The 21,277-nt window shown below is 74.1% G+C and carries 20 protein-coding genes; 18 read left to right on the top strand and 2 right to left on the bottom strand.

From position 1 onward, the window contains the following. Positions 1-21 precede the first annotated feature (21 nt). A complete protein-coding gene (locus ACQP00_RS24440) occupies positions 22-414 on the top strand; it encodes a hypothetical protein (protein ID WP_433222796.1) in 393 nt (130 codons plus the stop codon). An 83-nt stretch (positions 415-497) separates the two neighbouring features. Beyond that, positions 498-1,307 (top strand): SCO6745 family protein, encoded by an 810-nt coding sequence (locus tag ACQP00_RS24435; RefSeq protein WP_433222795.1) that lies wholly within the window; start codon positions 498-500, stop codon positions 1,305-1,307. 195 nt (positions 1,308-1,502) lie between these two features. Here ACQP00_RS24435 and ACQP00_RS24430 read toward each other — a convergent pair whose 3' ends face one another. After that, on the bottom strand, positions 1,503-1,787 hold the full coding sequence (locus tag ACQP00_RS24430; RefSeq protein ID WP_433222793.1) for a DUF6959 family protein: 285 nt from the start codon (positions 1,785-1,787) through the stop codon (positions 1,503-1,505). A gap of 253 nt (positions 1,788-2,040) precedes the next feature. On the opposite strand from ACQP00_RS24430, the gene ACQP00_RS24425 reads away from it, so the two are divergent. From ACQP00_RS24425 to ACQP00_RS24400, 6 genes are all read left to right on the top strand, one after another. Next, entirely contained in the window at positions 2,041-3,456 is a 1,416-nt protein-coding gene (locus ACQP00_RS24425) for a carbohydrate-binding protein (protein WP_433222791.1), read from the top strand. 83 nt (positions 3,457-3,539) lie between these two features. After that, entirely contained in the window at positions 3,540-4,088 is a 549-nt protein-coding gene (locus tag ACQP00_RS24420) for a dihydrofolate reductase family protein (protein ID WP_433222789.1), read from the top strand. Between the two features lie 66 nt (positions 4,089-4,154). Further along, complete coding sequence (locus tag ACQP00_RS24415) at positions 4,155-5,174, top strand: chemotaxis protein CheB (RefSeq protein WP_433222787.1); 1,020 nt, start codon at positions 4,155-4,157, stop codon at positions 5,172-5,174. Further along, positions 5,171-5,914 (top strand): ATP-binding protein, encoded by a 744-nt coding sequence (locus ACQP00_RS24410; protein WP_433222785.1) that lies wholly within the window; start codon positions 5,171-5,173, stop codon positions 5,912-5,914. The genes ACQP00_RS24415 and ACQP00_RS24410 overlap by 4 nt, the downstream gene beginning before the upstream one ends. Positions 5,915-5,923: 9 nt before the next feature. After that, positions 5,924-7,801: a CheR family methyltransferase gene (locus ACQP00_RS24405; RefSeq protein ID WP_433222783.1), complete on the top strand. Its 1,878-nt coding sequence runs from the start codon at positions 5,924-5,926 to the stop codon at positions 7,799-7,801. Between the two features lie 23 nt (positions 7,802-7,824). Then, on the top strand, positions 7,825-8,958 hold the full coding sequence (locus ACQP00_RS24400; protein ID WP_433222781.1) for a SigB/SigF/SigG family RNA polymerase sigma factor: 1,134 nt from the start codon (positions 7,825-7,827) through the stop codon (positions 8,956-8,958). Positions 8,959-9,186: 228 nt separating this feature from the next. Here ACQP00_RS24400 and ACQP00_RS24395 read toward each other — a convergent pair whose 3' ends face one another. Continuing rightward, complete coding sequence (locus tag ACQP00_RS24395; protein WP_433222779.1) at positions 9,187-10,581, bottom strand: aldehyde dehydrogenase family protein; 1,395 nt, start codon at positions 10,579-10,581, stop codon at positions 9,187-9,189. Between the two features lie 113 nt (positions 10,582-10,694). Here ACQP00_RS24395 and ACQP00_RS24390 point away from each other — a divergent pair, with 113 nt between their 5' ends. The 10 genes from ACQP00_RS24390 to ACQP00_RS24345 are packed head-to-tail and all read left to right on the top strand — an operon-like array spanning position 10,695 to position 21,242. Next, positions 10,695-12,350 (top strand): carbamoyltransferase family protein, encoded by a 1,656-nt coding sequence (locus ACQP00_RS24390; RefSeq protein WP_433222777.1) that lies wholly within the window; start codon positions 10,695-10,697, stop codon positions 12,348-12,350. Next, complete coding sequence (locus ACQP00_RS24385) at positions 12,347-13,237, top strand: glycosyltransferase family 2 protein (RefSeq protein ID WP_433222775.1); 891 nt, start codon at positions 12,347-12,349, stop codon at positions 13,235-13,237. Before ACQP00_RS24390 ends, ACQP00_RS24385 begins: the two co-directional genes overlap by 4 nt. Then, positions 13,234-14,796: an HAD-IIIA family hydrolase gene (locus ACQP00_RS24380; protein WP_433222773.1), complete on the top strand. Its 1,563-nt coding sequence runs from the start codon at positions 13,234-13,236 to the stop codon at positions 14,794-14,796. Before ACQP00_RS24385 ends, ACQP00_RS24380 begins: the two co-directional genes overlap by 4 nt. Then, the gene (locus ACQP00_RS24375) at positions 14,793-15,740 is read left to right on the top strand and encodes a glycosyltransferase (protein WP_433222771.1); all 948 of its coding nucleotides are present in this window, start codon (positions 14,793-14,795) and stop codon (positions 15,738-15,740) included. Before ACQP00_RS24380 ends, ACQP00_RS24375 begins: the two co-directional genes overlap by 4 nt. Then, a complete protein-coding gene (locus tag ACQP00_RS24370; RefSeq protein WP_433222769.1) occupies positions 15,725-16,921 on the top strand; it encodes a glycosyltransferase in 1,197 nt (398 codons plus the stop codon). Before ACQP00_RS24375 ends, ACQP00_RS24370 begins: the two co-directional genes overlap by 16 nt. Beyond that, positions 16,918-17,514 carry a D-sedoheptulose-7-phosphate isomerase gene (locus ACQP00_RS24365; protein WP_433222767.1) on the top strand — a complete coding sequence of 199 codons (597 nt, stop codon included), beginning with the start codon at positions 16,918-16,920 and terminating at the stop codon, positions 17,512-17,514. The genes ACQP00_RS24370 and ACQP00_RS24365 overlap by 4 nt, the downstream gene beginning before the upstream one ends. Beyond that, complete coding sequence (locus ACQP00_RS24360; RefSeq protein ID WP_433222765.1) at positions 17,511-18,857, top strand: PfkB family carbohydrate kinase; 1,347 nt, start codon at positions 17,511-17,513, stop codon at positions 18,855-18,857. The genes ACQP00_RS24365 and ACQP00_RS24360 overlap by 4 nt, the downstream gene beginning before the upstream one ends. Continuing rightward, positions 18,854-19,531: an SDR family oxidoreductase gene (locus tag ACQP00_RS24355; RefSeq protein WP_433222763.1), complete on the top strand. Its 678-nt coding sequence runs from the start codon at positions 18,854-18,856 to the stop codon at positions 19,529-19,531. Before ACQP00_RS24360 ends, ACQP00_RS24355 begins: the two co-directional genes overlap by 4 nt. After that, a complete protein-coding gene (locus tag ACQP00_RS24350; protein ID WP_433222761.1) occupies positions 19,528-20,475 on the top strand; it encodes a glycosyltransferase family 9 protein in 948 nt (315 codons plus the stop codon). The genes ACQP00_RS24355 and ACQP00_RS24350 overlap by 4 nt, the downstream gene beginning before the upstream one ends. Continuing rightward, a complete protein-coding gene (locus tag ACQP00_RS24345; protein WP_433222759.1) occupies positions 20,424-21,242 on the top strand; it encodes an alpha/beta fold hydrolase in 819 nt (272 codons plus the stop codon). The genes ACQP00_RS24350 and ACQP00_RS24345 overlap by 52 nt, the downstream gene beginning before the upstream one ends. The last annotated feature ends 35 nt before the right edge of the window (positions 21,243-21,277 follow it).

Raw genomic sequence — 21,277 nt, 5'->3', positions numbered from 1 at the left:
CCGGACGCCTATGCTGGCGCCGTGATCGAGCGACTGACCCACCGCTGGCAACGCGAACGGTCCGAGCAGGAGGCCGCAGTTGCGGCCGGAACGCTGCCCCGCGACGAGGCCTACGCCCTGACGTCTTTCCCGCCGGCGTTCGTGGCCGCGGTCGACCAGGCCCTGGCCGCGTACGAGCGGGAGATCGCCGCCCTCGACCCGCCGGCCGACGAGGCGGTGTGGGCCGCGGTCGAGCGGGTGGTGCTCGCCCTCAACCACATCGACGAGGCCCACGGCCACCCGATCGAGACCATCTCCCGCGAGGAGCTGAGCGAATACATCGAGGACGTCCTGACCGAGGCCGGCCTCGACGTCGTGGCCCTGCTGGACAGCCGCCGCGTCGACGAGGCCGCCGCCGGGTGGCGCGACTGGTAGAAAAAGTTCCGGACGAGGTGTCGGATCGGGGGCGGGGCGTTCGTAGGAGCGGTGAAGGTACCCGACCACAGGAGATGATCCGGATGCGCACCGTCCGCCGCCTGCACCAGCTCGTCGAGCCGATTCACCTCGTCGCCTACTTCGCCGAGGAGCCCGACGAGGCGCTGCTGGCGCTCGGGCTGCGCAACACCTGGGACGCGTACTTCGCCGGGCGGGCGGCGCCGCTCGGGCGGGCGCCGGCCGCCGTGGTCGACGCGATCTTCTACAACTTCGCGCCCGGTGAGGTCGCCCGGCACATCCCCCGCATCTGGGATCTCACGACGCCCGAGCGGGCGATCGCGGCCCGGCAGCGGGGTTGCGTTGCGGCACTTCGGCGGAGCATTGGTGACATGTCCACCATCGCGCGGGCGGCCGAGCTGGCCACGAAGGCGGCCATCAGCGCGCCGATTCAAGGGCGGCCGTTGTACGCCGCGTTGCGCGCCCTCCCCCTGCCCGCCGAACCCCTCGCCCGGCTGTGGCACGCGGCCACGTTGCTGCGTGAGCACCGCGGCGACGGGCACAACGCCGCGCTGGTCGCCGCCGGGATCGGCGGGACGGAGGCGCATGTGCTGCACGCGCTGTCCGAGGGGATGCGCCCGGAGCAGTTCGGCCGGGTCCACCACCTGCCGGCCGAGCAACTGGCGGCGGTCGTCGACGGCATGCGGGCCCGCGGGCTGGTCGACGACGACGGGCTGCTGTCCGACGCCGGCCGCAAGACCAAGGACAACATCGAGGCGGTCACCGACGACCTGGCCGAGCCGGCCTACGCGGCGCTGACGCCGGGCGAGGTCGATCAGCTCATCGCCGACCTCGAACCCATCGCCGCCAAGCTCACCGGCGCCGGCCCACGATAGCCATGCGCGCCGGCCGCAAAGTGTGGCGGATGCGCCGGGCGCCCAGCACGGCCGCCATCGCCCCGGCCGGCCCACGATAGCCATGCCCACCGGCCGCAAAGTGTGGCGGACGCGCCGGGCGCCCAGCACGGCCGTCATCGCCCCGGCCGGCACCCGACCGACCACACGCGCGAGGGCGGCCGCCACGCGCACGGCTCAGCCCGGATCGGCTCGCCGGTACGGCAGGCGCATGCCCTGCTGTGCGAGGGCCGACTCGTAGAAGCGCAGCATGCCGGCCATCTCGTCGACCACGTCGCGCAGGGTGTCCAGCGCCTCGGCGTCGGCGACGTCGCGGAGCCGTCCGGTCGCGTCGGCGAGGCGGTGATGCAGCGTGGAGAAGGTGTCACCCTGGACGTGCAGGCCCGGGAACGCGCGGCCGTCGAGCCAGGTCACCGCGATGTTCCCGCCGCGCTCGAGGACCCGAGCCTGGTCATCGGTCACCCGGTGATCATCGCATTCGGCGGCTGGTGATCCGGCCCGAGGAGCGCTCCCTCGCCGAGCGGTCCGGCCCGGCGTACGCGGACTGCCGCTCGCGGGGTGCGGCGTCGGCTTTCAAAGACATGACACTTACATTTAATAATGTTAACTGATAGCGTACCGATCCATCGATACATCGATGGTGAGGAGTTCAATGAGATCTCGTCGTCGTACATTCGCACTGGCAGCGGGCGCGGCACTGACCATCGTGAGCACCATGATCCTCGTGCCCACGCTCGCGCAGGCGGGCAGTACTGCCATTCTCGCCGCCTGCACCGCACCGACCTGGGCCGAGGGCAACACGTACACGGCCGGCACGCAGGTCACCTACCAGGGGCACACGTACCAGGCCCTGCAGACGCACACCGCCTACCCGGGTGCGGGCTGGACGCCGTCGAGCACGCCGGCGCTGTGGCGGGACCTCGGCACGTGTACCGGAGGCGGCGGGCCCACCACGCCGCCGCCCACCACGCCGTCGGGGGTGCCGTCGGCGCCCGGGAACCTGCGGGTCACCGGCACCACCAACAGCAGCCTCGCGCTCGCCTGGAACGCGTCCACCGGCACCGTGACCGGGTACCGCGTCTACGAGGGCAGCACGGTGCGCGCGACCGTCACCGGGACCAGCACCACGATCTCCGGGCTCGGCGCGGGCACGACCCACACGTACACCGTGAAGGCCTACAACGGCTCGGGTGAGTCGGCCGCCTCCAACAGCACCACCGGCACCACCACGGGCGGGACGACCCCGACCGGCGGCGGCACCGCGGCGCCGTACCTGTACATGGGCTGGGGTGACCCGCCGAACCCGCAGACCGTGCAGCAGGCCACCGGCATCAAGTGGTTCACCATGGCGTTCGTGCTCTCCAGCGGCGGGTGCACCCCGGCCTGGGACGGCAGCCGGCCGCTCACCGGCGGCGTCGACCAGACCGCGATCAACCAGATCCGCGCCGGCGGCGGCGACGTCGTGCCGTCCTTCGGCGGCTGGCAGGGCAACAAGCTCGGCCCGAACTGCTCCACCCCGCAGGCCCTGGCCGGCGCCTACCAGACCGTGATCAACGCGTACGGGCTCAAGGCGATCGACATCGACATCGAGAACACCGACGAGTTCGAGAACGACACCGTCCGCAACCGGATCGTCGACGCACTCAAGATCGTCAAGCAGAACAACCCGTCGATCAAGACGATCGTCACGTTCGGCACCGCGACCACCGGCCCCGGCTACTACGCCCAGCAACTCATCAGCCGGGCCCAGTCCACCGGCGCGAACATCGACGTGTTCACGATCATGCCGTTCGACTTCGGCGGCGGCGCCAACATGTACCAGAGCACGGTCAGCGCCTCCGAAGGCCTCAAGACCATGCTCAAGTCGTCGTTCGGCTGGGACGACGCCACCGCCTACCGGCACATGGGCATCTCCGGCATGAACGGCCTGTCCGACCAGCAGGAGAACACCAGCCCGGCACAGTGGCAGCAGATCCGCGACTACGCACAGAACAACCACCTCGCCCGCCTCGCCTTCTGGTCGGTCAACCGCGACCGGCCCTGCCCCGGCGGCGGCGTGGTGTCCAACTGCTCCGGCGTCGCGCAGAACAACTGGCAGTACACCCAGATCACGGCCACCTTCACCGGCTGACGTTCTGACGGCGGGGGCCGGTGCTGCGGCGCCGGCCCCCGCACTGTGCGGTTAGCCAGGTGGTCACGGGGCACCATGGCAGGATGCGCGAGCTCGTGGTGACCGAGAACATCACCGTCGACGGGGTGATCGACGCCGGCGGGGACTGGTTCAGCCCGGCCTCCTCCGCCGACACCGAGGATCTGAACGCGGCGCTGCGCGAGCACATGGCGGGCGCCGACGCCGTGCTGCTCGGGCGGGAGACGTTCGAGGCGTTCCGGGAGTACTGGCCGAAGCAGACCGGCGACACGACCGGGGTGTCGGAGTACCTCAACCGGGTGCACAAGTACGTCCTGTCGGGGACGCTGACCGAGCCCGGGTGGGACGGGAGCACGATCGTGCGCAGCCTCGACGAGGTCGCGCGGATCAAGGAGCAGCCCGGCGGGACGATCGTGGCCACCGGCAGCGTGCGGATGGTGCAGGAACTGGCGCGCTCAGGGCTGGTCGACGAGTACCGGTTGTTCGTCTACCCGGTCGTGCGGGGCGAAGGCCGCCGGCTGTTCGACAACCCGCACAAGGACCAGCAGCTCGCAACCGTGGAGGTCCGACACTTTGTGAGCGGCATCATACTCGTGAGGTACCGAACAGTTTAGCCCGGCTCCTGATTGGGTACACGGGCAGCCCGTGGGTGGGCCATGGACAGCGTAGAATTATCGAGCATGACCGAGCCTCGGGGGATCGTCGTCGTCGGCGCCTCCGCCGGCGGCGTTGAGGCCCTGCGCGCATTCACCGCCGGGTTGCCCCCGAACCTGCCGGGTGCGGTCTGCGTGGTGCTGCACGTGCCCCGGACGGGGACGACCGCGCTGCCCCAGATTCTGAGCCGGTCCGGGCCGCTGCCCGCGGTGCACGCCACCGACGGCGCGGCGATCGAGGCCGGGTACGTCTACATCGCCCCGCCCAACCACCATCTGCTGATCCGCGACGGCCGCCTGCGCCTGTCGCACGGCCCGATGGAGAACGGCCACCGGCCGGCCGCGGATCCGTTGTTCCGTTCGGCCGCCCGCTGGTGGGGTGCGGCCGCGCTGGGCGTGGTGCTGTCCGGCAACCGCGACGACGGCGCCTACGGGCTGGCCGAGATCGCGCGGCAGGGCGGCTCCGGGATCATCCAGGACCCGCAGGAGGCGTTGTACCCGTCGATGCCGCGCCACGCCGCCGCCCAGGTGCCCACGGCCCGGTCGCTGCCGGCCGGGATGATCGGCGCCGCGCTGGCCGAGCTGCTCGGGGGATTGCCGGGGCCCGCGCCCCGCGAGAGCGTGGAGCGAGCGGAACTGGATGCGGAGGACGCCATGGCGGCACTCGAGGACATCACCGCCGACCGGATCGGCGCGATGCCGGCCGGGTTCGGATGTCCGTCGTGCCACGGGGCGCTGTTCGAGATGCCCGGCACGCCCGGACGGTTCCGCTGCCGGGTCGGGCACGCCTGGTCCGCGGCCGGGCTGCTCGACGAGCTGGGCGGGTCGCTGGAAGGCGCGCTGTGGATGGCCCTGCGCAGCCTCGAGGAGAAGGCGGCGCTGAGCCGGCGGCTGGCCGCCTCGGCCACGGTCCGGGGCAGCGGCTCGATGGCCCGGCACTACGCTGAGACGGCCGGCGAGGCCGAAACCGCCGGCAAGACCATCCGGCAGCTCATCGAGCGGCTCGGAGCTTTGGAGAACGACGTGCCCGAGGACGCCGTGCCATGAATCTGCACACCGATGAGCTGACCTGCACCCACGAGCCGGACCTGCCGGTCGCTGTGCTGCGCCCGGTCGGGCGGCTGACCTTCGCCACCGTGCCGGGCCTGCGCCAGGCGGCCCAGAAGGCCCTCACCGACCACCCCGAGGTGCTGCTGATCGACGTCGCCCAGCTCGACGCGATCGACGACATCACCCTGACCGCGTTCCCGATGCTGGCCCGCCAGGGCGTGGACACCGGCACCGACGTGATGCTCGTCGGGCCGGACACGCACCTGCGCGATCAGCTGGAACGGCTCGGCGTGGCCCGGCAGGTGCCGGTGCACCACGACGCCGCCGGCGCCCTGGCCGCCCACGCCCGGCTGCCCGGCCCGCGCCGGATGGAGGTGGCCCTCGCCGCTGAGCCGGACGCCACCAGTTCCGCCCGCGAGCTCGTCGACCGCGCCTGCACCCAATGGAAGATCACCCACCTGGCCGACACCGCGGCGCTGATCGTCACCGAGCTCGTGGCCAACGCGGTCGAGCACGCCGGCACGCCGATGCAGATCAGTGTCGTCCTGCGCAATCGCCACCTCCACCTGGCCGTTCGCGACGAGAGCCCGCTGCCGCTGGAGCGCTCCGGGGGTGAGGACGAGGAGCCCGGGCGGGGCTTGTTGATCGTGGAGGGCATGTCGTCGGCGTGGGGCTGTGTGCATACCGCCGACGGAAAGGTGGTGTGGGCGACACTGCGCCTCCCCGTCAAGCGGTAACGTGGCGCGGTGACGCAGACCGACCCGGACTTCGAGGCCCTCCTGGTCTACCTCAAGGAGGCCCGCGGCTTCGACTTCACCGGTTACAAGCGCTCCAGCCTGATGCGGCGGGTCGACCGGCGCATGTCGCAGGTGCCGCCGGAGAACTACGCCGAATACCTGGACTACCTCCAGGTGCACCCGGACGAGTTCACGGCCCTGTTCAACACCATCCTGATCAACGTGACCGGGTTCTTCCGCGACCCGGACGCCTGGACCGCGCTGAGCCGCGAGGTGCTCCCCCGCCTCGTGGACGAGCACGACGGTCCGCTGCGGGTGTGGAGCGCCGGCTGCGCGTCGGGCGAGGAGGCCTACACCCTCGCGATCGTGCTGGCCGAGACGATGGGGCCGGACTCGTTCCGCGACCGGGTCAAGATCTACGCCACCGACGTCGACGAGGAGAGCCTGGCCCACGCCCGGCAGGCCACCTACACCGACCGCGATCTCGCCCACCTCGAGCCGGAGCTGGTCGAGCGCTACTTCGAGCCGGCCGGCGCGCGGTACACCTTCCGCAAGGATCTTCGCCGCTCGATCATCTTCGGCCGCAACGATCTCGTGCAGGACGCCCCGATCAGCCGCATCGACCTGCTGGTGTGCCGCAACGCGCTGATGTACTTCAACGCCGAGACGCAGACCCGCATCCTGTCGCGGTTCCACTTCGCGCTCGCCCCGGGTGGGGTGCTGTTCCTGGGCAAGGCCGAGATGCTGCTCAGCCACGCCAACCTGTTCACCCCGCTGGACCTCAAGCGGCGGATGTTCCGCAAAGTGTCCCGGCCGGTGCTCAACGGCGGGGCCTACCTGGCCGAGCCGCCGCAGACGCCGCCGCGCACCGAGCTGTTCGGGCTGGACCGGCTGCGCCACGAGGCGTTCATGGCGAGCCCCGTGGCCCAGGTCGTGGTCACCGCCGACGGGCTCGTGGCGCTGACCAACCGGCACGCGGAGACGCTCTTCGGGGTCTCGCCGCGCGACATCGGCCGGCCGTTCCGCGATCTCGACCTGTCCTACCGCCCGGTCGAGCTTCGGGGGTACATCGAGCAGGCCCAGGTGGAGCGCCGGGTCACCCGCATCGACGACGTCGAGCTCGCGACCGGTGCCGCGGAGAAGCAGTTCCTCAACATCCAGATCCATCCGCTGATCGACTCGGATGCCGGGCTGCTCGGCGTCGTGGTGATCTTCCAGGACATGACGGCGTCGCGGCGTCTGCAGGACGAGCTGGAGCACGCGAACCGCCAGCTGGAGACCGCGTACGAGGAGCTGCAGTCCACCAACGAGGAACTGGAGACCACGAACGAGGAGCTGCAGTCCACGGTCGAGGAGCTGGAGACCACCAACGAGGAGCTCCAGTCCACGAACGAGGAGCTGGAGACCATGAACGAGGAGCTGCAGTCGACCAACGACGAGCTCCAGTCGATCAACGACGAGCTGCGGGAGCGCACCACCGAGCTCAACGACGCCAACTCGTTCATGGAGGCCATCCTCACCAGCCTGCAGGCCGGCGTGGTGGTGCTCGACCGCGAGATGCACATCCTGGTGTGGAACCGCCGCTCCGAGGACCTCTGGGGGCTGCGCCCGGACGAGGCGGTCGGCCAGCACTTCCTCAACATCGACATCGGGTTGTCGACCTCCCAGCTGCGCCCGGCCATCCGCGAGGTGCTGGCCGGCCGCTCGGACCGGGAGGAGACGGAGCAGACGGCCGTCAACCGCCGGGGTCGCACGATCGAGCTGCGCGTGGTGTGCTCCCCGCTCACCAGTGAGACCGCCGGGGTGATCGGGGCGATCCTGGTGATGGAGGTGGGCCCGGGTGCGAATTCTGGCGCTCACGGTGCGCCGCCGCCCACATCGGCATAGCGTGGGCATGAGGGGGCGTGCTCATGGACTTGACGATCAAGGTGTCACAGCGCCCGGACGCGACCTTGCTCGAGTGCGCCGGGGTGCTGGACTACGCCTCGGCGCCGTACCTGCGCCAGATCGTATTTGAGCAGTTCGACGCGCGGACGTCCGAAATCGCGATCGACGTGACCGGGGTCCGGCTGATCGACGCCGCGGCCATCAAGATCCTGCTGTACCTGCGGCGGCGCGGCGAGCAGCTCGACGCCGAGGTGCACGTCAGCGGGGCCGCCGGGGTCGGCCTGTCCGCGCTGGAGATCGCCGGCGCGGCCAAGGCGCTGCGCGCGTACGACCGGCTGGAGTGGCCGGTCCCGCAGCGCGAGCGCCGCCCGGTCGATCTGGAGTCGGTCGAGCTCGGGCACGGGCAGTGGCCCGCGGGTGTCACCGAGCGGCTGCTGCGGATGGCCGACATGGACCCCGCCGACCCGGCCCGGTTCCGGGTACGGGAGCAGGTCATCCGCCAGTGCCTGCCGGCCGCGCACCGCCTGGCCCGCCGCTACGAGGGCGGCAGCGAGCCGTCCGCCGACCTGGCCCAGGTCGCCGCGCTCGGCCTGGTCAAGGCGGTCGACGGGTTCGACCCGCAGCACGGCACCGAGTTCGGCACCTACGCCACGCCGACGATCACCGGCGAGCTCAAGCGGCACTTCCGCGACCGGGCGTCCGGGGTACGGCTGCCGCGCCGGCTCCAGGAACTGCGGATGGCCGTCAACCAGGCCCGCGACGCCCTCACCCAGCAGCTCGGGCGCTCGCCGACGGTCGGCGACATCGCGGTGTACACCGACCTCGCCGAGGAGCAGGTGATCGAGGCGGTCGGGGCGGCCCAGGCGTACCGCCCGCTCTCCCTCGACGTGCCCACGCCCGGCATGGACGACGACAGCACCATGCTCGACACCCTCGGCGGCGAGTCGCCGGAGTTCGGCCTGGTCGAATACCGCGAGTCGCTCAAACGGGTGATCGCCCGCCTGCCCGAGCGCGAGCAGCGCATCCTGTCCATGCGCTTCTACGGCAACCTCTCCCAGCTCGAGATCGCCAAGCAGGTCGGGCTGTCGCAGATGCACGTCTCGCGCCTGCTGGCCCACGCCCTGGACTTCCTGCGCAGACACCTGCAAGAAGACTGAGGCTGCTCAAGCACCCTGCAGGTTGACTGAGGCTGATCAAGCACCTCGCAGGAAGACTGAGGCTGATCAAGCACCCTGCCGGAAGTCTGAGGCTGATCAAGCACCGGAAGGTCGAACCCACTGTATGGGCGCCCTGGCAGCGGGGTTTACCGTTCGATGTCCTGAAAAGCGGTGGGGGAGCAAGCTCCACCCACACCCCCTCAAAACCGCACCGGGTCCTACGGGCCATCACCAGCCCCCCGGCGGCGCTTCCAAGTGCACGACCTTGGTGGCCGTCATCTCGTCGAGCAGTTCTGGGCCGTAGCCGAAGCCCTGGCCGCTGCCCCTTCGCGGGTGGGCGGCGCCGCCGGGCGCGCCGCCGAAGACCGCGTTGATCTTCACTGTGCCGGCCTCCAGCTGCTGCGACGCCCAGTGGGCGTTGCTCATCGAGCCGGTCAGGACGGTGGCCGCCAGCCCGTACGGGGAGCGCGCGGCCCGGCGCAGCGCCTCGTCGAAGGACGGCACCTCGACGACCGCCGCCACCGGCCCGAACGTCTCGCTCTCCACGACCCGCATCTCGTCGGTGCAGCTAGCCAGCACGGTCGGCGGGTACCAGGCGCCGGGCCGGTCCGGCACGACTCCCCCGGCCAGCAGCCGGGCGCCGCGGTCGAGGGCGTCGACGACCTGCCCGTGCACGCCCGTGCGGTGCCGCACGTCGACCAGCGGGCCGATCTCGAACGCGGCCGCCTCCTTCACCAGCGCGGCCAGGAAGTCCTCGGCCACATCCTGATGGACGTAGATGCGCTCCACGGACACGCAGATCTGCCCTGCGTTGGCGAACGCGCCCATGGCGGCCTGCTGGGCGGCCCAGGCCGGGTCCACGTCGCCGTCGACGACGAGCGGATCGCAGCCGCCGTTCTCCAGGAGAACCTTGGCTCCGGTACGGGCGGCCGCGGCGGCGATCGCGCGGCCGGTCGCGGTCGAACCGACGTGCGCGACGACATCGACGGCCGACTCGGCCAGCGCGGCACCGGTCGGGCCGGCTCCGGCGAGCATCGACAGTACCGACGGCGGAAAATGCGGCTCGAGGACCTTGGTGAGCAGCCAGCCGGTGGCCGGGGTGCGCTCGCTGGGCTTGTGCACGACCGCGTTGCCGGTGACCAGGGCGGCGCCGAGCAGCCCGCAGGCGATCGCCACCGGATCGTTCCAGGGCGTGATCGCGGCCACGACGCCGCGCGGCTCGCGCAGCATCAGGTCCAGCGCGCCCAGGTCGCCGCCGAGGGTGCGCCCGCCGTGCAGGGGGCCCAGTTCGGCGTACTGCCGCAGCGTCCCGACCCCCGCCGCGATCGACGCCGCCGCCTCGTGCTCGGGCTTGCCCATCTCGGCCGACATCGTCCGGGCGAGGGCGCCGGTGGCGTGCTCGACGGCGGTGGCCGCGGACCGCAGCGCGTCCGCGCGGGCGTCGGGAGCGGTCGCCGCCCAGTCCGGCTGCGCACCGCGGGCCGCCGCCACCGCCAGCGCGACCTCGTGCGGTGTGGCGGCCGGCACGGTGGACACCGGCGTCCCGTCGTGGGGATCGATCACGGTTGACGTGTCCCGCCCGGCCGTCCACGCGCCGGCGATGAGGTGCTCGACGATGTGCATGGGCAGGCCGAGTTCCCCGTTCGAGCGACTTCAACCGTTCCCACCAGGCGGGATCGGTTCTGCCCGAGAACCGTTTTGGTTGGGCCAGAACAGCGGGGGTAGTCGGCCGGGGCATGAGAGTCCTCGGCATCAACGCGATCTTCCACGACCCCGCCGCGGCCCTCGTCATCGACGGACGCACCATCGCCGCCGCCGAGGAGGAGCGGTTCAGCCGGCGCAAGCACGGCAAGCGGCCGGTACCGTTCTCCGCCTGGGAACTGCCCGAGCTCGCGGCGGCCTGGTGCCTGCGCGAGGCGGGCCTGCGCCCGGAGGACCTCGACGCGGTCGCGTACTCCTTCGACCCCACCCTCTGCGGCGACCTCACGGCCCTCGGCGTCGACGACCCGGCCGACGCGATGCGGGTCGACTACGCCCGCCGGGCCCCGAAGTTCCTCGCCGAGGCGCTGCCCGGCCTCGACCCGCAGCAGGTCCGGTTCGTGCCGCACCACGTCGCCCACGCCGCCTCGGCCGGGCTGGCCGCGGGTGGCAACGGCGCGGTCCTGGTGCTCGACGGGCGCGGCGAGACCGCCAGCCACCTCGCCGGCGTCTACCGCGACGGCGAGCTCACCACCCTCGCCGCCCAGAGCCTGCCGCACTCGCTGGGCCTGCTGTACGAGGACCTGACCCGGCACCTGGGCTTCCTGCACTCCAGCGACGAGTACAAGGTGATGGCCCTGGCTTCCTACGGCCGGCCCCGGTTCCTGCCCGAGCTGCGCGACCTGGTCTACCCCACCGAGGGCGGCGGCTTCGCGGTCGAGCCGATCGACTGGCCGTCGCTGGCCAAGGCGCGCGCGGCCGACGGCGAGCTGACCGCCGACCACGCCGACCTGGCCGCCTCCGTGCAGACCCGGCTGGAGGAGGTCCTGCTGGACCTGGCCCGGTGGACGTACGAGATGGCCGGGCGCCCGCCGACGCTCACCATGGCCGGCGGGGTGGCGCTCAACTGCGTGGCCAACGCCCGCATCGCCGCCGAGAGCCCGTTCCGCCACGTCTGGGTGCAGCCCGCGGCCGGGGACGCCGGCACCGCGCTCGGCGCCGCCCTGCACCTCGCGTCCGCGGCCGAGCCGTGGCTGGAACCCATGCGCGGGGCCGATCTGGGGCGGGGCTGGAGCGACGAGGAGCTCGAGGAGGAGCTGCGCCGGGCCGCGCTGCCCTACTCCCGCCCGCCCGACATCGCCGGCACCGCCGCCGACGTCCTGGCCGCCGGTGGGATCGTGGCCTGGTTCCAGGGCCGCAGCGAGTACGGCCCGCGCGCCCTCGGCCACCGCTCGCTGCTCGCGCACCCCGGCGACCGGGCGATGACGGCCCGGCTCAACGACGTGAAGGGCCGCGAACAGTTCCGCCCGATCGCGCCGATGGTGCGCGCCGAGCGGTTCGGGGACGTCTTCGACGGGGTGTTCCCGAGCCCCTACATGCTCTTCGTGCACCGCGTCCGTCCGGAGTGGACGGACCGCATCCCGGCCGTCGTGCACGTCGACGGGACCGCGCGCGTGCAGACGGTACACGAGCAGGACGAGCCGCTGGTGGCGCGGATGCTGGAGGCGTTCGAGGCGCGCACCGGCCTGCCGGTCGTGGTCAACACGTCGCTGAACACCGCCGGCCGGCCGATGGTCGACACCCCCCGCGAGGCGATGGAGCTGTTCGGCTCCGCCCCGGTCGACCTGCTGGCCATCGGGCCGTTCGCCGTGCACCGGGCCGGCTTCGCGACCGCCTCCGGTGGCGGACGGTGACCGGGGTCAGCCTCGTGGTGCCGACGCTGGGCCGCACCAGCCTGCGCACGCTGCTGGACGCGCTCGGGACGCTGCCGCCCGACGCCGAGCTGATCGTCGTCGAGGACCGCGCGCGGCGGGGCCCGGCCGTGGCCCGCAACACCGGCTGGCGCGAGGCGACCGGTGAGTGGGTGGTGTTCCTCGACGACGACGTGGTGCCGGAACCCGGCTGGTTCGCCCGGCTGCGGGCCGACCTTGCCGTCGGGGCCGACGTCGGCGGGGTGCAGGGCCGCATCCACGTCCCCCGCCCGGCCGGGCGCCGCCCGACGGACTGGGAGCGGGTCACGATCGGCCTGGAGAGCGGGGCGTGGCTGACGGCCGACATGGCGTACCGGCGAAGGGTCCTGCAGGAAACCGGCGGCTTCGACGAGCGGTTCCCGCGGGCGTTCCGCGAGGACGCCGAGCTCGCGCACCGGGTCCGCCGGGCGGGCTGGCGGCTGGTCCGCGGCGAGCGCGCGGTCACCCATCCGGTCCGGCCCGAGAGCCGCTGGGTGAGCCTGCGCACGCAGCGCGGCAACGCCGACGACGCCTTCCTGCGCCGCCTGTACGGGCCGGACTGGCGGCTGCTGCTCGGCATCCCGCGCGGCCGCCGGGCCCGGCACGGGCTCGTCACCGCCGCGGGGATCGGCGCCCTGGCCGCCCTCGCGCTGCCCGGCCGGTGGCGGCGGCTCTCCCCCGCGCTCGGGCTGGCCTGGGCGGCGGGCACGGCCGAGTTCGCGGCCGCGCGCATCGCACCCGGCCCGCGCACCCCCGCGGAGGTGGCCACCATGGCCCTGACCAGCATCCTCATCCCCCCGCTGGCGGTCGGGCACTGGCTGGCCGGCCTGCGACCCCGGCGGGCGGCATGAACCTCTTCGACGCCGTGCTCCTCGACCGCGACGGCACCCTGGTCGAGGACGTGCCGTACAACAACGAGCCGGTCCTGGTCCGCCCGCTGCCCGGCGCCCGGGCCGCCCTGGACCGGCTGCGCGCCACCGGCCTGCGCCTCGGCGTCGTCACCAACCAGTCCGGGCTGGCCCGCGGCCTGGTCACCGCCGAGCAGCTGTGGCGGGTCAACGCCCGCATCGAGGAGCTGCTCGGGCCGTTCGACACATGGCAGGTCTGCCCGCACGACGAGCTGGCCGGCTGCCCGTGCCGCAAGCCGAAGCCGGGCCTGATCCAGCAGGCCGCCCGCGAGCTGGGCACCACGCCGGAGCGGTGCGTCGTGGTCGGCGACATCGGCCGCGACATGGAGGCCGCGCTCGCCGCCGGTGCGACCGGCATCCTGGTCCCGACCAGCGTCACCCTGGCCCGCGAGGTGGGCGCGGCCCCGGCCGTCGTGGCCGACCTGCGCCAGGCCGTCAACCTGATCCTGCGCCGCGACGAGCTGTTCCCGTCGGGCGAGCGGGCCCCGCACACCGCCGGCACCGTTCTCGTGGTCCGCCCCGACTCGGCCGGCGACGTGCTCGTCACCGGCCCGGCGATCCGCGCGGTCGCGGCCTCGGCGGCCCGGGTGGTGCTGCTGTGCGGGCCGCGCGGCCGGGCCGCGGCCGAGATGCTGCCCGGCGTCGACGAGGTCGTCGAGTGGCGGCTGCCGTGGATCGACCCCGAACCCGACGCCGTCGACCCGGCCGCGATGACCGAACTCGTGGCCCGGCTGGCCGCGGTCGGCGCCGACGAGGCGGTCGTGTTCACCTCGTTCCACCAGTCCGCGCTGCCGACGGCGCTGCTGCTGCGGATGGCCGGCGTGGCGCGGGTCAGCGCGATCAGCGACGACTACCCCGGGGCGCTGCTCGACGTGCGGCACCGGGTGCCGGGCGGGGTACCGGAGGCGGAACGCGCCCTTTCCCTCGCGTTCGCGGCCGGGTTCCCGCCGCCGCCCGGGGACGACCTGCGGCTGCGGATCGTCGAACCGCCGCCGCCGGTCGCCGACGAGGGCCCTTACGTGGTCGTGCACCCCGGCGCGTCGGTCCCGGCCCGCGCCGCCCCGCCGCAGGTCTACCGGGCCGTCGTCAAGGCCCTCGCCGCGGCCGGGCACCGCGTGCTCGTCACCGGCAGCGCGGCCGAGAAGGAGCTGACCGCCGAGGTCGCCGGCGACTTCGGGACCGACCTCGGCGGCGCCACCGGCCTGGCCGGGCTGGCCTCGATCGTGGCCGGCGCCGACTGCGTCGTGGTGGGCAACACCGGGCCGGCGCACGTCGCCGCGGCCGTCGGCACCCCGGTGGTGAGCCTCTACGCGCCGACCGTCCCCTTCGGACAGTGGGGCCCGTTCCGGGTGCCGGTCGTGCGGCTCGGCGACGCCACCGCCCCCTGCCGCGACACCCGCGCCGCGCTGTGCCCGATCGGCGGCCACCCGTGCCTGGCGGAGGTCGACCCGGTCGCGGTCGTCGCCGCCGTCGAGCTGCTGCGCTCCGGGAGGAACTCGTGAACATCCTCCTCTGGCACGTGCACGGCTCGTGGACCACCGCCTTCGTGCAGGGCAAGCATCGGTACCTCATGCCGGTCACCCCCGACCGCGGGCCGTGGGGCCGCGGCCGGGCCCGCACCTTCGACTGGCCGGAGACGGTCGAGGAGGTGCCGTACGAGCGGCTGGCCCGCGAGGAGATCGACCTCGTGCTCCTGCAGCGCCCCGAGGAGCTGGACCTGCTGGAGCTGTGGGCCTCCTGCGCGCGCCTGCCGAAGGTGTACGTCGAGCACAACACGCCCCGCGCCGACGTGCCCGACAGCCGCCACCCGCTGGCCGACCGCGACGACGTCCGCATCGTCCACGTCACCCACTTCAACGACCTGTTCTGGGACTGCGGCCGCACCCGGACCACGGTCGTCGAGCACGGCATCGTGGAGCCGCGGGCCCGCTACACCGGCGAGCTGGAACGGCTCGCCGTGGTCACCAACGAGCCGGTCCGCCGCGGGCGGGTCACCGGCACCGACCTGTTCCCGCGCTTCGCCGCGGCCGCGCCCCTGGACGTCTTCGGGATGGGCGTGGCCGGGCTGGCCGCCGAGCGGATCGCCGTCTTCGACGACCCGCCCCAGGCCGCCATGCACGCCGAACTGGCCCGCCGCCGCGCCTACCTGCACCTGTGCCGGTGGACGTCGCTCGGGCTGAGCCTGATCGAGGCGATGACCATCGGCCTGCCGGTGGTGGCGCTGGCCACGACCGAGGCCGTGGCGGCGGTGCCGGCCGGGGCCGGCGTGCTGTCGACGAACGTCGGCGCGCTGACCGAGGCGGCGCTGTGGCTCATCGAATCACCCGACGAGGCCCGCCGCCTCGGGGCCGCCGGCCGGGCCGCCGCCCTGCGCCGCTACGGCCTCGACCGGTTCCTGGCCGACTGGGATCGACTGCTGGAGGAGGAGCTGTGCGCATCGCGCTGATATCCGAGCACGCCAGCCCGCTGGCCGCGCCGGGCATGGAGGACGCCGGCGGTCAGAACACGCACGTCGCCGCGCTGGCCGCGGCCCTGGCCGAGCTCGGCCACGACATCCGCGTCTACACCCGGCGCGACGGCCCGGGCCGCCCGCACATGGTGGCGATGCGTGACGGGGTCACCGTCGTGCACGTCCCGGCCGGGCCGCCCGAGCCGCTGCCGAAGGACGCGCTGCTGCCGTACATGGGCGACTTCGGCCGCTGGCTCGGCGACCGCTGGGACCAGGACACGTGGACACCGGACGTGGTGCACGCGCACTTCTGGATGAGCGGGCTGGCCGCGCTCACCGCCGCCAACCCGCGCGGCATCCCGGTCGTGCAGACGTTCCACGCCCTCGGCGTCGTCAAGCGCCGCCACCAGGGCGCCGCCGACACCAGCCCGCCGCAGCGGATCGGCTTCGAGCGGCGCATCGGCCGGCTCGCCGACCGGGTCATCGCCCAGTGCCGCGACGAGGCCCGCGAGCTCGTCCGGATGGGCGTGCCCCGGTCCCGCATCGCGCTCGTGCCCTCCGGCGTCGACCTGGACCTGTTCACCCCGGACGGACCGGCCGTCGAGCGGCTCGGCCGGCGGCCCCGCATCCTCTCCGTCGGCCGGCTCGTCGAGCGCAAGGGCTTCGCCGAACTGATCCGGGCCCTGCCGTACGTCCCCGACGCCGAATGCGTCATCGCCGGCGCCGCGAGCACCGGCGAGGCCCGGCGGCTGCGCTCGGTGGCCGAGGCGTGCGCCGTGGAGCACCGGGTCCGGCTGATCGGGCAGGTCGCGGTGGCCGACATGCCGGCCTGGTACCGCTCGGCCGACGTCGTCGCGGCGGTGCCCTGGTACGAGCCGTTCGGCCTGACCCCGCTCGAGGCGATGGCGTGCGGGCGCCCGGTCGTGGCCACGGCCGTCGGCGGGCTGCTGGACACCGTGGTCGACCGGGTCACCGGCGACCTGGTGCCACCCCGCGACCCGCGCACCCTCGGCCACGCCCTGCGCCGGCTGCTGCGCAGTGACATGCGGCGGTTCGGGTACTCCTCCGCCGCCCTCGACCGCGCCCGCACCCGCTACTCGTGGCAGCGCACGGCCACCCAGGTCGAGGCCGCCTACCGCACGGCGGTCGGGGCCCGCGTCGAGGCGGTGACCCGATGAGGGCCCTCGAGGCGCATCTCACCGCGCTCGCCGCCGCGATCGGCCCGTTCCGCCAGGCGTCGGCGCACCTGGAGCGCTGGGGCGTGCGGCTGGCCGCGACCCTCGGTGCCGGCGGCCGGCTGCTGGTGTGCGGCAACGGCGGCAGCGCGGCCGAGGCCCAGCACCTCGCGGCCGAGCTCACCGGCCGGCTGCGCGACGAGCGCACGCCGCTGTCGGCGATCGCACTGGGCGCGGACGCCGCGGCGGTGACGGCGATCGGGAACGACTACGGGTACCGCGAGATCTTCGCCCGGCAGGTGCGCGCCCACGGCCGCCCGGGCGACGTGCTGCTCGCCCTGTCCACCAGCGGCCGCAGCCCGAACGTCCTGGCCGCGGTCGACGCCGCGCGCTCGGCCGGGCTGTCCAGCTGGGCGCTGACCGGGCCCGGCCCGAACCCGCTCGCGCTGGCGGCCGACGAGGCGATCTGCTGCCCCGGCGACGGCCAGGTGGTGCAGGAGCTGCACCTCGTGGCCGCGCACGTGATCTGCGAGCACATCGACGCCCACATCAACACCCACATCGTGCCGCGGCGGCACGTGGTGGCGTACTCATGACCGCCGCCCGGCTCGTCGTCATCGGCGACACCCTGCTGGACCGCGACGTCGACGGCAGCGTCCGCCGGGTCAGCCCCGACGCGCCCGCGCTCGTGCTCGACGAGGAGTCCACTGTGGACCGCCCCGGCGGCGCCGGGCTCGCCGCGCTGCTCGCGGCGGGCGACGGGCTCGACGTGACGCTGGTGACCGCGCTCGCCGACGACGCCGGCGGGCTGCGCCTCGCGGAGCTGCTCACCGCGGCCGGGGTGCGGCTGCACGCGGTCACGCTGCCCGGCCCGACCCCGGAGAAGGTCCGCCTCCGCGCCCGCGGCCAGGTCCTGCTGCGCCTGGACCGCGGCGGCACCGACCCCGCCCCGCCGACCGACCCGGCCGGCCTCGCGGCGCTGCTCGACCAGGCCGACGCGATCCTGGTCAGCGACTACGGCCGCGGCCTCACCGGCCGGCCCGGCCTGCGGGCCGCGCTGGACGCGACCAGGACCCCGTTCGTGTGGGACCCGCACCCGCGCGGGGCCGCGCCCGTCCCCGGCGCGAAGCTGGCGACCCCGAACGAGGCCGAGGCGGGCCTGTTGAGCGAGGACGCGGGCGGCGGGGGCCGGATCGCCGCCGCCACCCGGGCCGGGCACGAGCTGCGCCGGCGCTGGCGGGCCGCGGCCGTCGCCGTCACCACCGGCGCGAGCGGGGCGGTGCTCTGCCACGCCGGGCCCACCCCGCTGATCGTCCCCGCGCCGCAGGTGTCCGAGGGGGACACCTGCGGCGCCGGGGACCGCTTCGCCTCGGCCGCGGCGGCCGCGCTGGCCCGGGGCGCGCTGCCCACCGAGGCGGTCACGGCGGCGGTCGGCGCGGCTTCGGCGTACGTCGCCCGGTCCGCGGCCGATCCGGCCGACAGGCGGCCGGTCGAGCATCGGACGGTCGCCCAGGTCCGGGCGGCCGGTGGCACCATCGTGGCCACCGGCGGCTGCTTCGACCTGCTGCACGCCGGGCACATCGCCACCCTGGAGGCGGCCCGGGCCCTCGGCGACTGCCTCGTCGTCTGCCTCAACTCCGACGCCAGCGTCCGCGGCCTCAAGGGCCCCGAACGGCCCGTCGTGCCCGCCGCCGACCGGGCCCGGCTGCTGGAGGCGCTGGGCTGCGTCGACGCCGTGGTCGTGTTCGACGAGCCGACCCCTGAGGCGACCCTTTCCTGGCTGCGACCCGACATCTGGGTCAAGGGCGGCGACTACGCCGACGGCGGCCCCGAGCTGCCCGAGGCCGAGCTGGTCGAGCGGTGGGGCGGGCAGACGGTCATCGTGCCGTACCTGGAGGGCCGCTCCACCACCAGTCTGATCGGAGGGATCCGGGCATGAGCCGAGCCATTCTCGTCACCGGGGGCGCCAGCGGCCTCGGTGCCGCCGTCGTGGAGGCGGCGATCGACATGGGGCACCGGCCGTACGTCATCGACCGCCGCGACCCCGGCGGGGTGCCGTGGATCGAGTGCGACCTCGCCGACACCCGGGCCGCGGAGGCCGCCACCCGCAAGGCGATCGAGGAGCTGGGTGGGCTCGACGCCGTCGTCACCGCGGCCGGGATGGACGTGCCCGGCCGCCTCGCCGACGTGCCCGCCGAGACGTGGGAACGGGTCGTCGCGGTGGACCTGCTCGCCCCGGCCGCGGTCATCCGCGCCGCGCTGCCGGCCCTGACCGAGACCCACGGCCACGTCGTCACCATCTCCTCCACGCTGGGCGTGAAGGCGGTCAGCGACGCCACCGCCTACTGCGCGGCCAAGTTCGGCGTGGTCGGCTTCACCCGGGCCCTGGCCGCCGAGCTGGCCGGGCAGGTCGGGGTCACGCTGGTCGTCCCCGGCGGGATGCGCACGCGGTTCTTCGACGAGCGCGACGCGCGGTACAAGCCGGGCCCGGAAGCGGTTCTGAACGATCCGGCCGATGTTGCGGCCGCCGTCATGTTCGCCATCGGCCAGCCCCGCGGCTGTGCGGTGCGGGAGCTCGTCGTGTGCGCCGAGACGGAGAGTTCCTACCCGTGATCCTGGTGCTGCGGGCGTTGGGCGTCGGCGACCTCGCGACCGGGGTGCCGGCGCTGCGGGCCCTGCGCCGCGGCTTCCCCGGCGAGCCGCTGACCCTGGCGGCCCCGGAGTGGCTGGCGCCCCTGGCCGAGCTGACCGGGGCCGTCGACGCGCTGCTGCCCTGCACCGGCCTCGACGACGAACTGCCCGAGCTGCACCCGGCCGTCGCCGTCAACCTGCACGGCCGCGGACCGCAGTCGCAGTGGCTGCTGGAGTCGGCGCGGCCCGGGCGGACGCTGGGCTTCGGCACCGGCGGCCCCCGGTGGCGCCCCGACGAGCACGAGGTCCTGCGGTGGTGCCGGATGCTGCGATGGTACGGCCTGAGCCCCGATTCGGACGACCTGTCCCTGACCCGTCCGCCATCCCCGCGGCCGGGTGCCACGATCGTGCACCCGGGGGCCAAGTCGGGGCTGCGGCGCTGGCCGGAGGACCGGTTCGCGGCCACGGCCCGGGCCCTGACCGCCCTCGGCCACGACGTCGTCGTCACCGGCTCGTCCGGCGAGGCACCGCTCGCGCATCGGGTGGCCCGGGCGGCGGGGCTGTCCCCCGGCGCCGTCCTCGCCGGCCGCACCGGCCTGCGCGACCTGGCCGGGCTGGTCGGCCACGCCCGGCTACTGGTCAGCGGCGACACCGGGATCGCCCACCTGGCCACCGCCTACGGCACGCCGTCGGTCGTGCTCTTCGGCCCGGTCCCGCCGCGGCTGTGGGGCCCGCCGCCGGACCGCCGGCAGCACGTGGCCATCTGGCGCGGCCGCGCCGCCGAGCCCGGCGACACGCCCAGCGAGACGCCGCATCCCGCGCTGCTGGCCGTCGAGGTCGGCGAGGTGGTGGCGGCGGCCCGTAGGATCTGCGGGTGGAGACCTTCACCGCGTTCGATGGCACCGTCCTGGCCTATCACGCTGTAGGCGGCGTGGATCCGGTGCTCTGCGTGCCGGGCGGGCCGATGCAGGACTCGTCCTATCTGGACGGTCTCGGGTCGCTGCGCCTCGACCTGCGCGGCACCGGCGACTCGGCCGTACCGTCGGATCCTGCGACGTTCCGGTGCGAACGACAGGCCGACGACCTCGAGGCGCTGCGCCTGCACCTGGGCCTGGACGCGCTGGCGCTGCTGGCGCACTCGGCGGGCGCGGCGATCGCGGTGCACTACGCCGCGCGGTTTCCGGATCGGGTCGCCCGGCTCACCCTGGTGACGCCCTCACCCCGCGCGGTCGGCATCGAGGTCACCGACGACGACCGCCGCGCCATCGCCGTGCAGCGCCGCGCCGAGCCCTGGTTCCCGCCGGCGTTCGCGGCCCTGGAGCGCATCTGGGCCGGAGCGCCCACCGATGAGGACTGGGCCGCCATCACCCCGTTCGTGTACGGCCGGTGGGACGACCGCATCGCCGCCTACGCCGCCGAAGGGGAGCGCCGGACCAACCGGACGGCCGCCGCCGCGTACTACAGCGGCGACTTCCTCGTCGGGTCCGGCCTCGACCGGGTGACCGCCCCGGTGCTGGTGGTCGGCGGCGAGCTCGACATCCAGCTCCCGCCGGCCCACGCGGCCCGCTACGCCGCGCTGTTCCCGAACAGCTCCCTCGTCGTCGCCCCGGCCGCCGGTCACTTTCCGTGGCTGGACGACCCCGACTGGTTCGCGGCCACGGTTGGCGTCACACTGAAGGGAATCCGGGGCTGAAGCGCCGCACGGCTTCTGGCAAACTGCCCGAATGC

This window comes from Dactylosporangium sp. CS-047395, assembly GCF_050942185.1.
GTDB lineage: Bacteria > Actinomycetota > Actinomycetes > Mycobacteriales > Micromonosporaceae > Dactylosporangium.
Note: the sequence above shows the minus strand (reverse complement) of the source record. Positions and strands in the feature narration are given on the sequence as shown.

Bases quoted from the DNA above. Each gene is read 5' to 3' on its own strand.
- ACQP00_RS24390 (WP_433222777.1), top strand. From the start codon at position 10,695: ATGAGAGTCCTCGGCATCAACGCGATCTTCCACGACCCCGCCGCGGCC.
- ACQP00_RS24415 (WP_433222787.1), top strand. From the start codon at position 4,155: ATGACCGAGCCTCGGGGGATCGTCGTCGTCGGCGCCTCCGCCGGCGGC.
- ACQP00_RS24380 (WP_433222773.1), top strand. From the start codon at position 13,234: ATGAACCTCTTCGACGCCGTGCTCCTCGACCGCGACGGCACCCTGGTC.
- ACQP00_RS24355 (WP_433222763.1), top strand. From the start codon at position 18,854: ATGAGCCGAGCCATTCTCGTCACCGGGGGCGCCAGCGGCCTCGGTGCC.
- ACQP00_RS24360 (WP_433222765.1), top strand. From the start codon at position 17,511: ATGACCGCCGCCCGGCTCGTCGTCATCGGCGACACCCTGCTGGACCGC.
- ACQP00_RS24395 (WP_433222779.1), bottom strand. From the start codon at position 10,581: ATGCACATCGTCGAGCACCTCATCGCCGGCGCGTGGACGGCCGGGCGG.
- ACQP00_RS24410 (WP_433222785.1), top strand. From the start codon at position 5,171: ATGAATCTGCACACCGATGAGCTGACCTGCACCCACGAGCCGGACCTG.
- ACQP00_RS24365 (WP_433222767.1), top strand. From the start codon at position 16,918: ATGAGGGCCCTCGAGGCGCATCTCACCGCGCTCGCCGCCGCGATCGGC.
- ACQP00_RS24400 (WP_433222781.1), top strand. From the start codon at position 7,825: ATGGACTTGACGATCAAGGTGTCACAGCGCCCGGACGCGACCTTGCTC.
- ACQP00_RS24420 (WP_433222789.1), top strand. From the start codon at position 3,540: ATGCGCGAGCTCGTGGTGACCGAGAACATCACCGTCGACGGGGTGATC.
- ACQP00_RS24425 (WP_433222791.1), top strand. From the start codon at position 2,041: ATGATCCTCGTGCCCACGCTCGCGCAGGCGGGCAGTACTGCCATTCTC.
- ACQP00_RS24435 (WP_433222795.1), top strand. From the start codon at position 498: ATGCGCACCGTCCGCCGCCTGCACCAGCTCGTCGAGCCGATTCACCTC.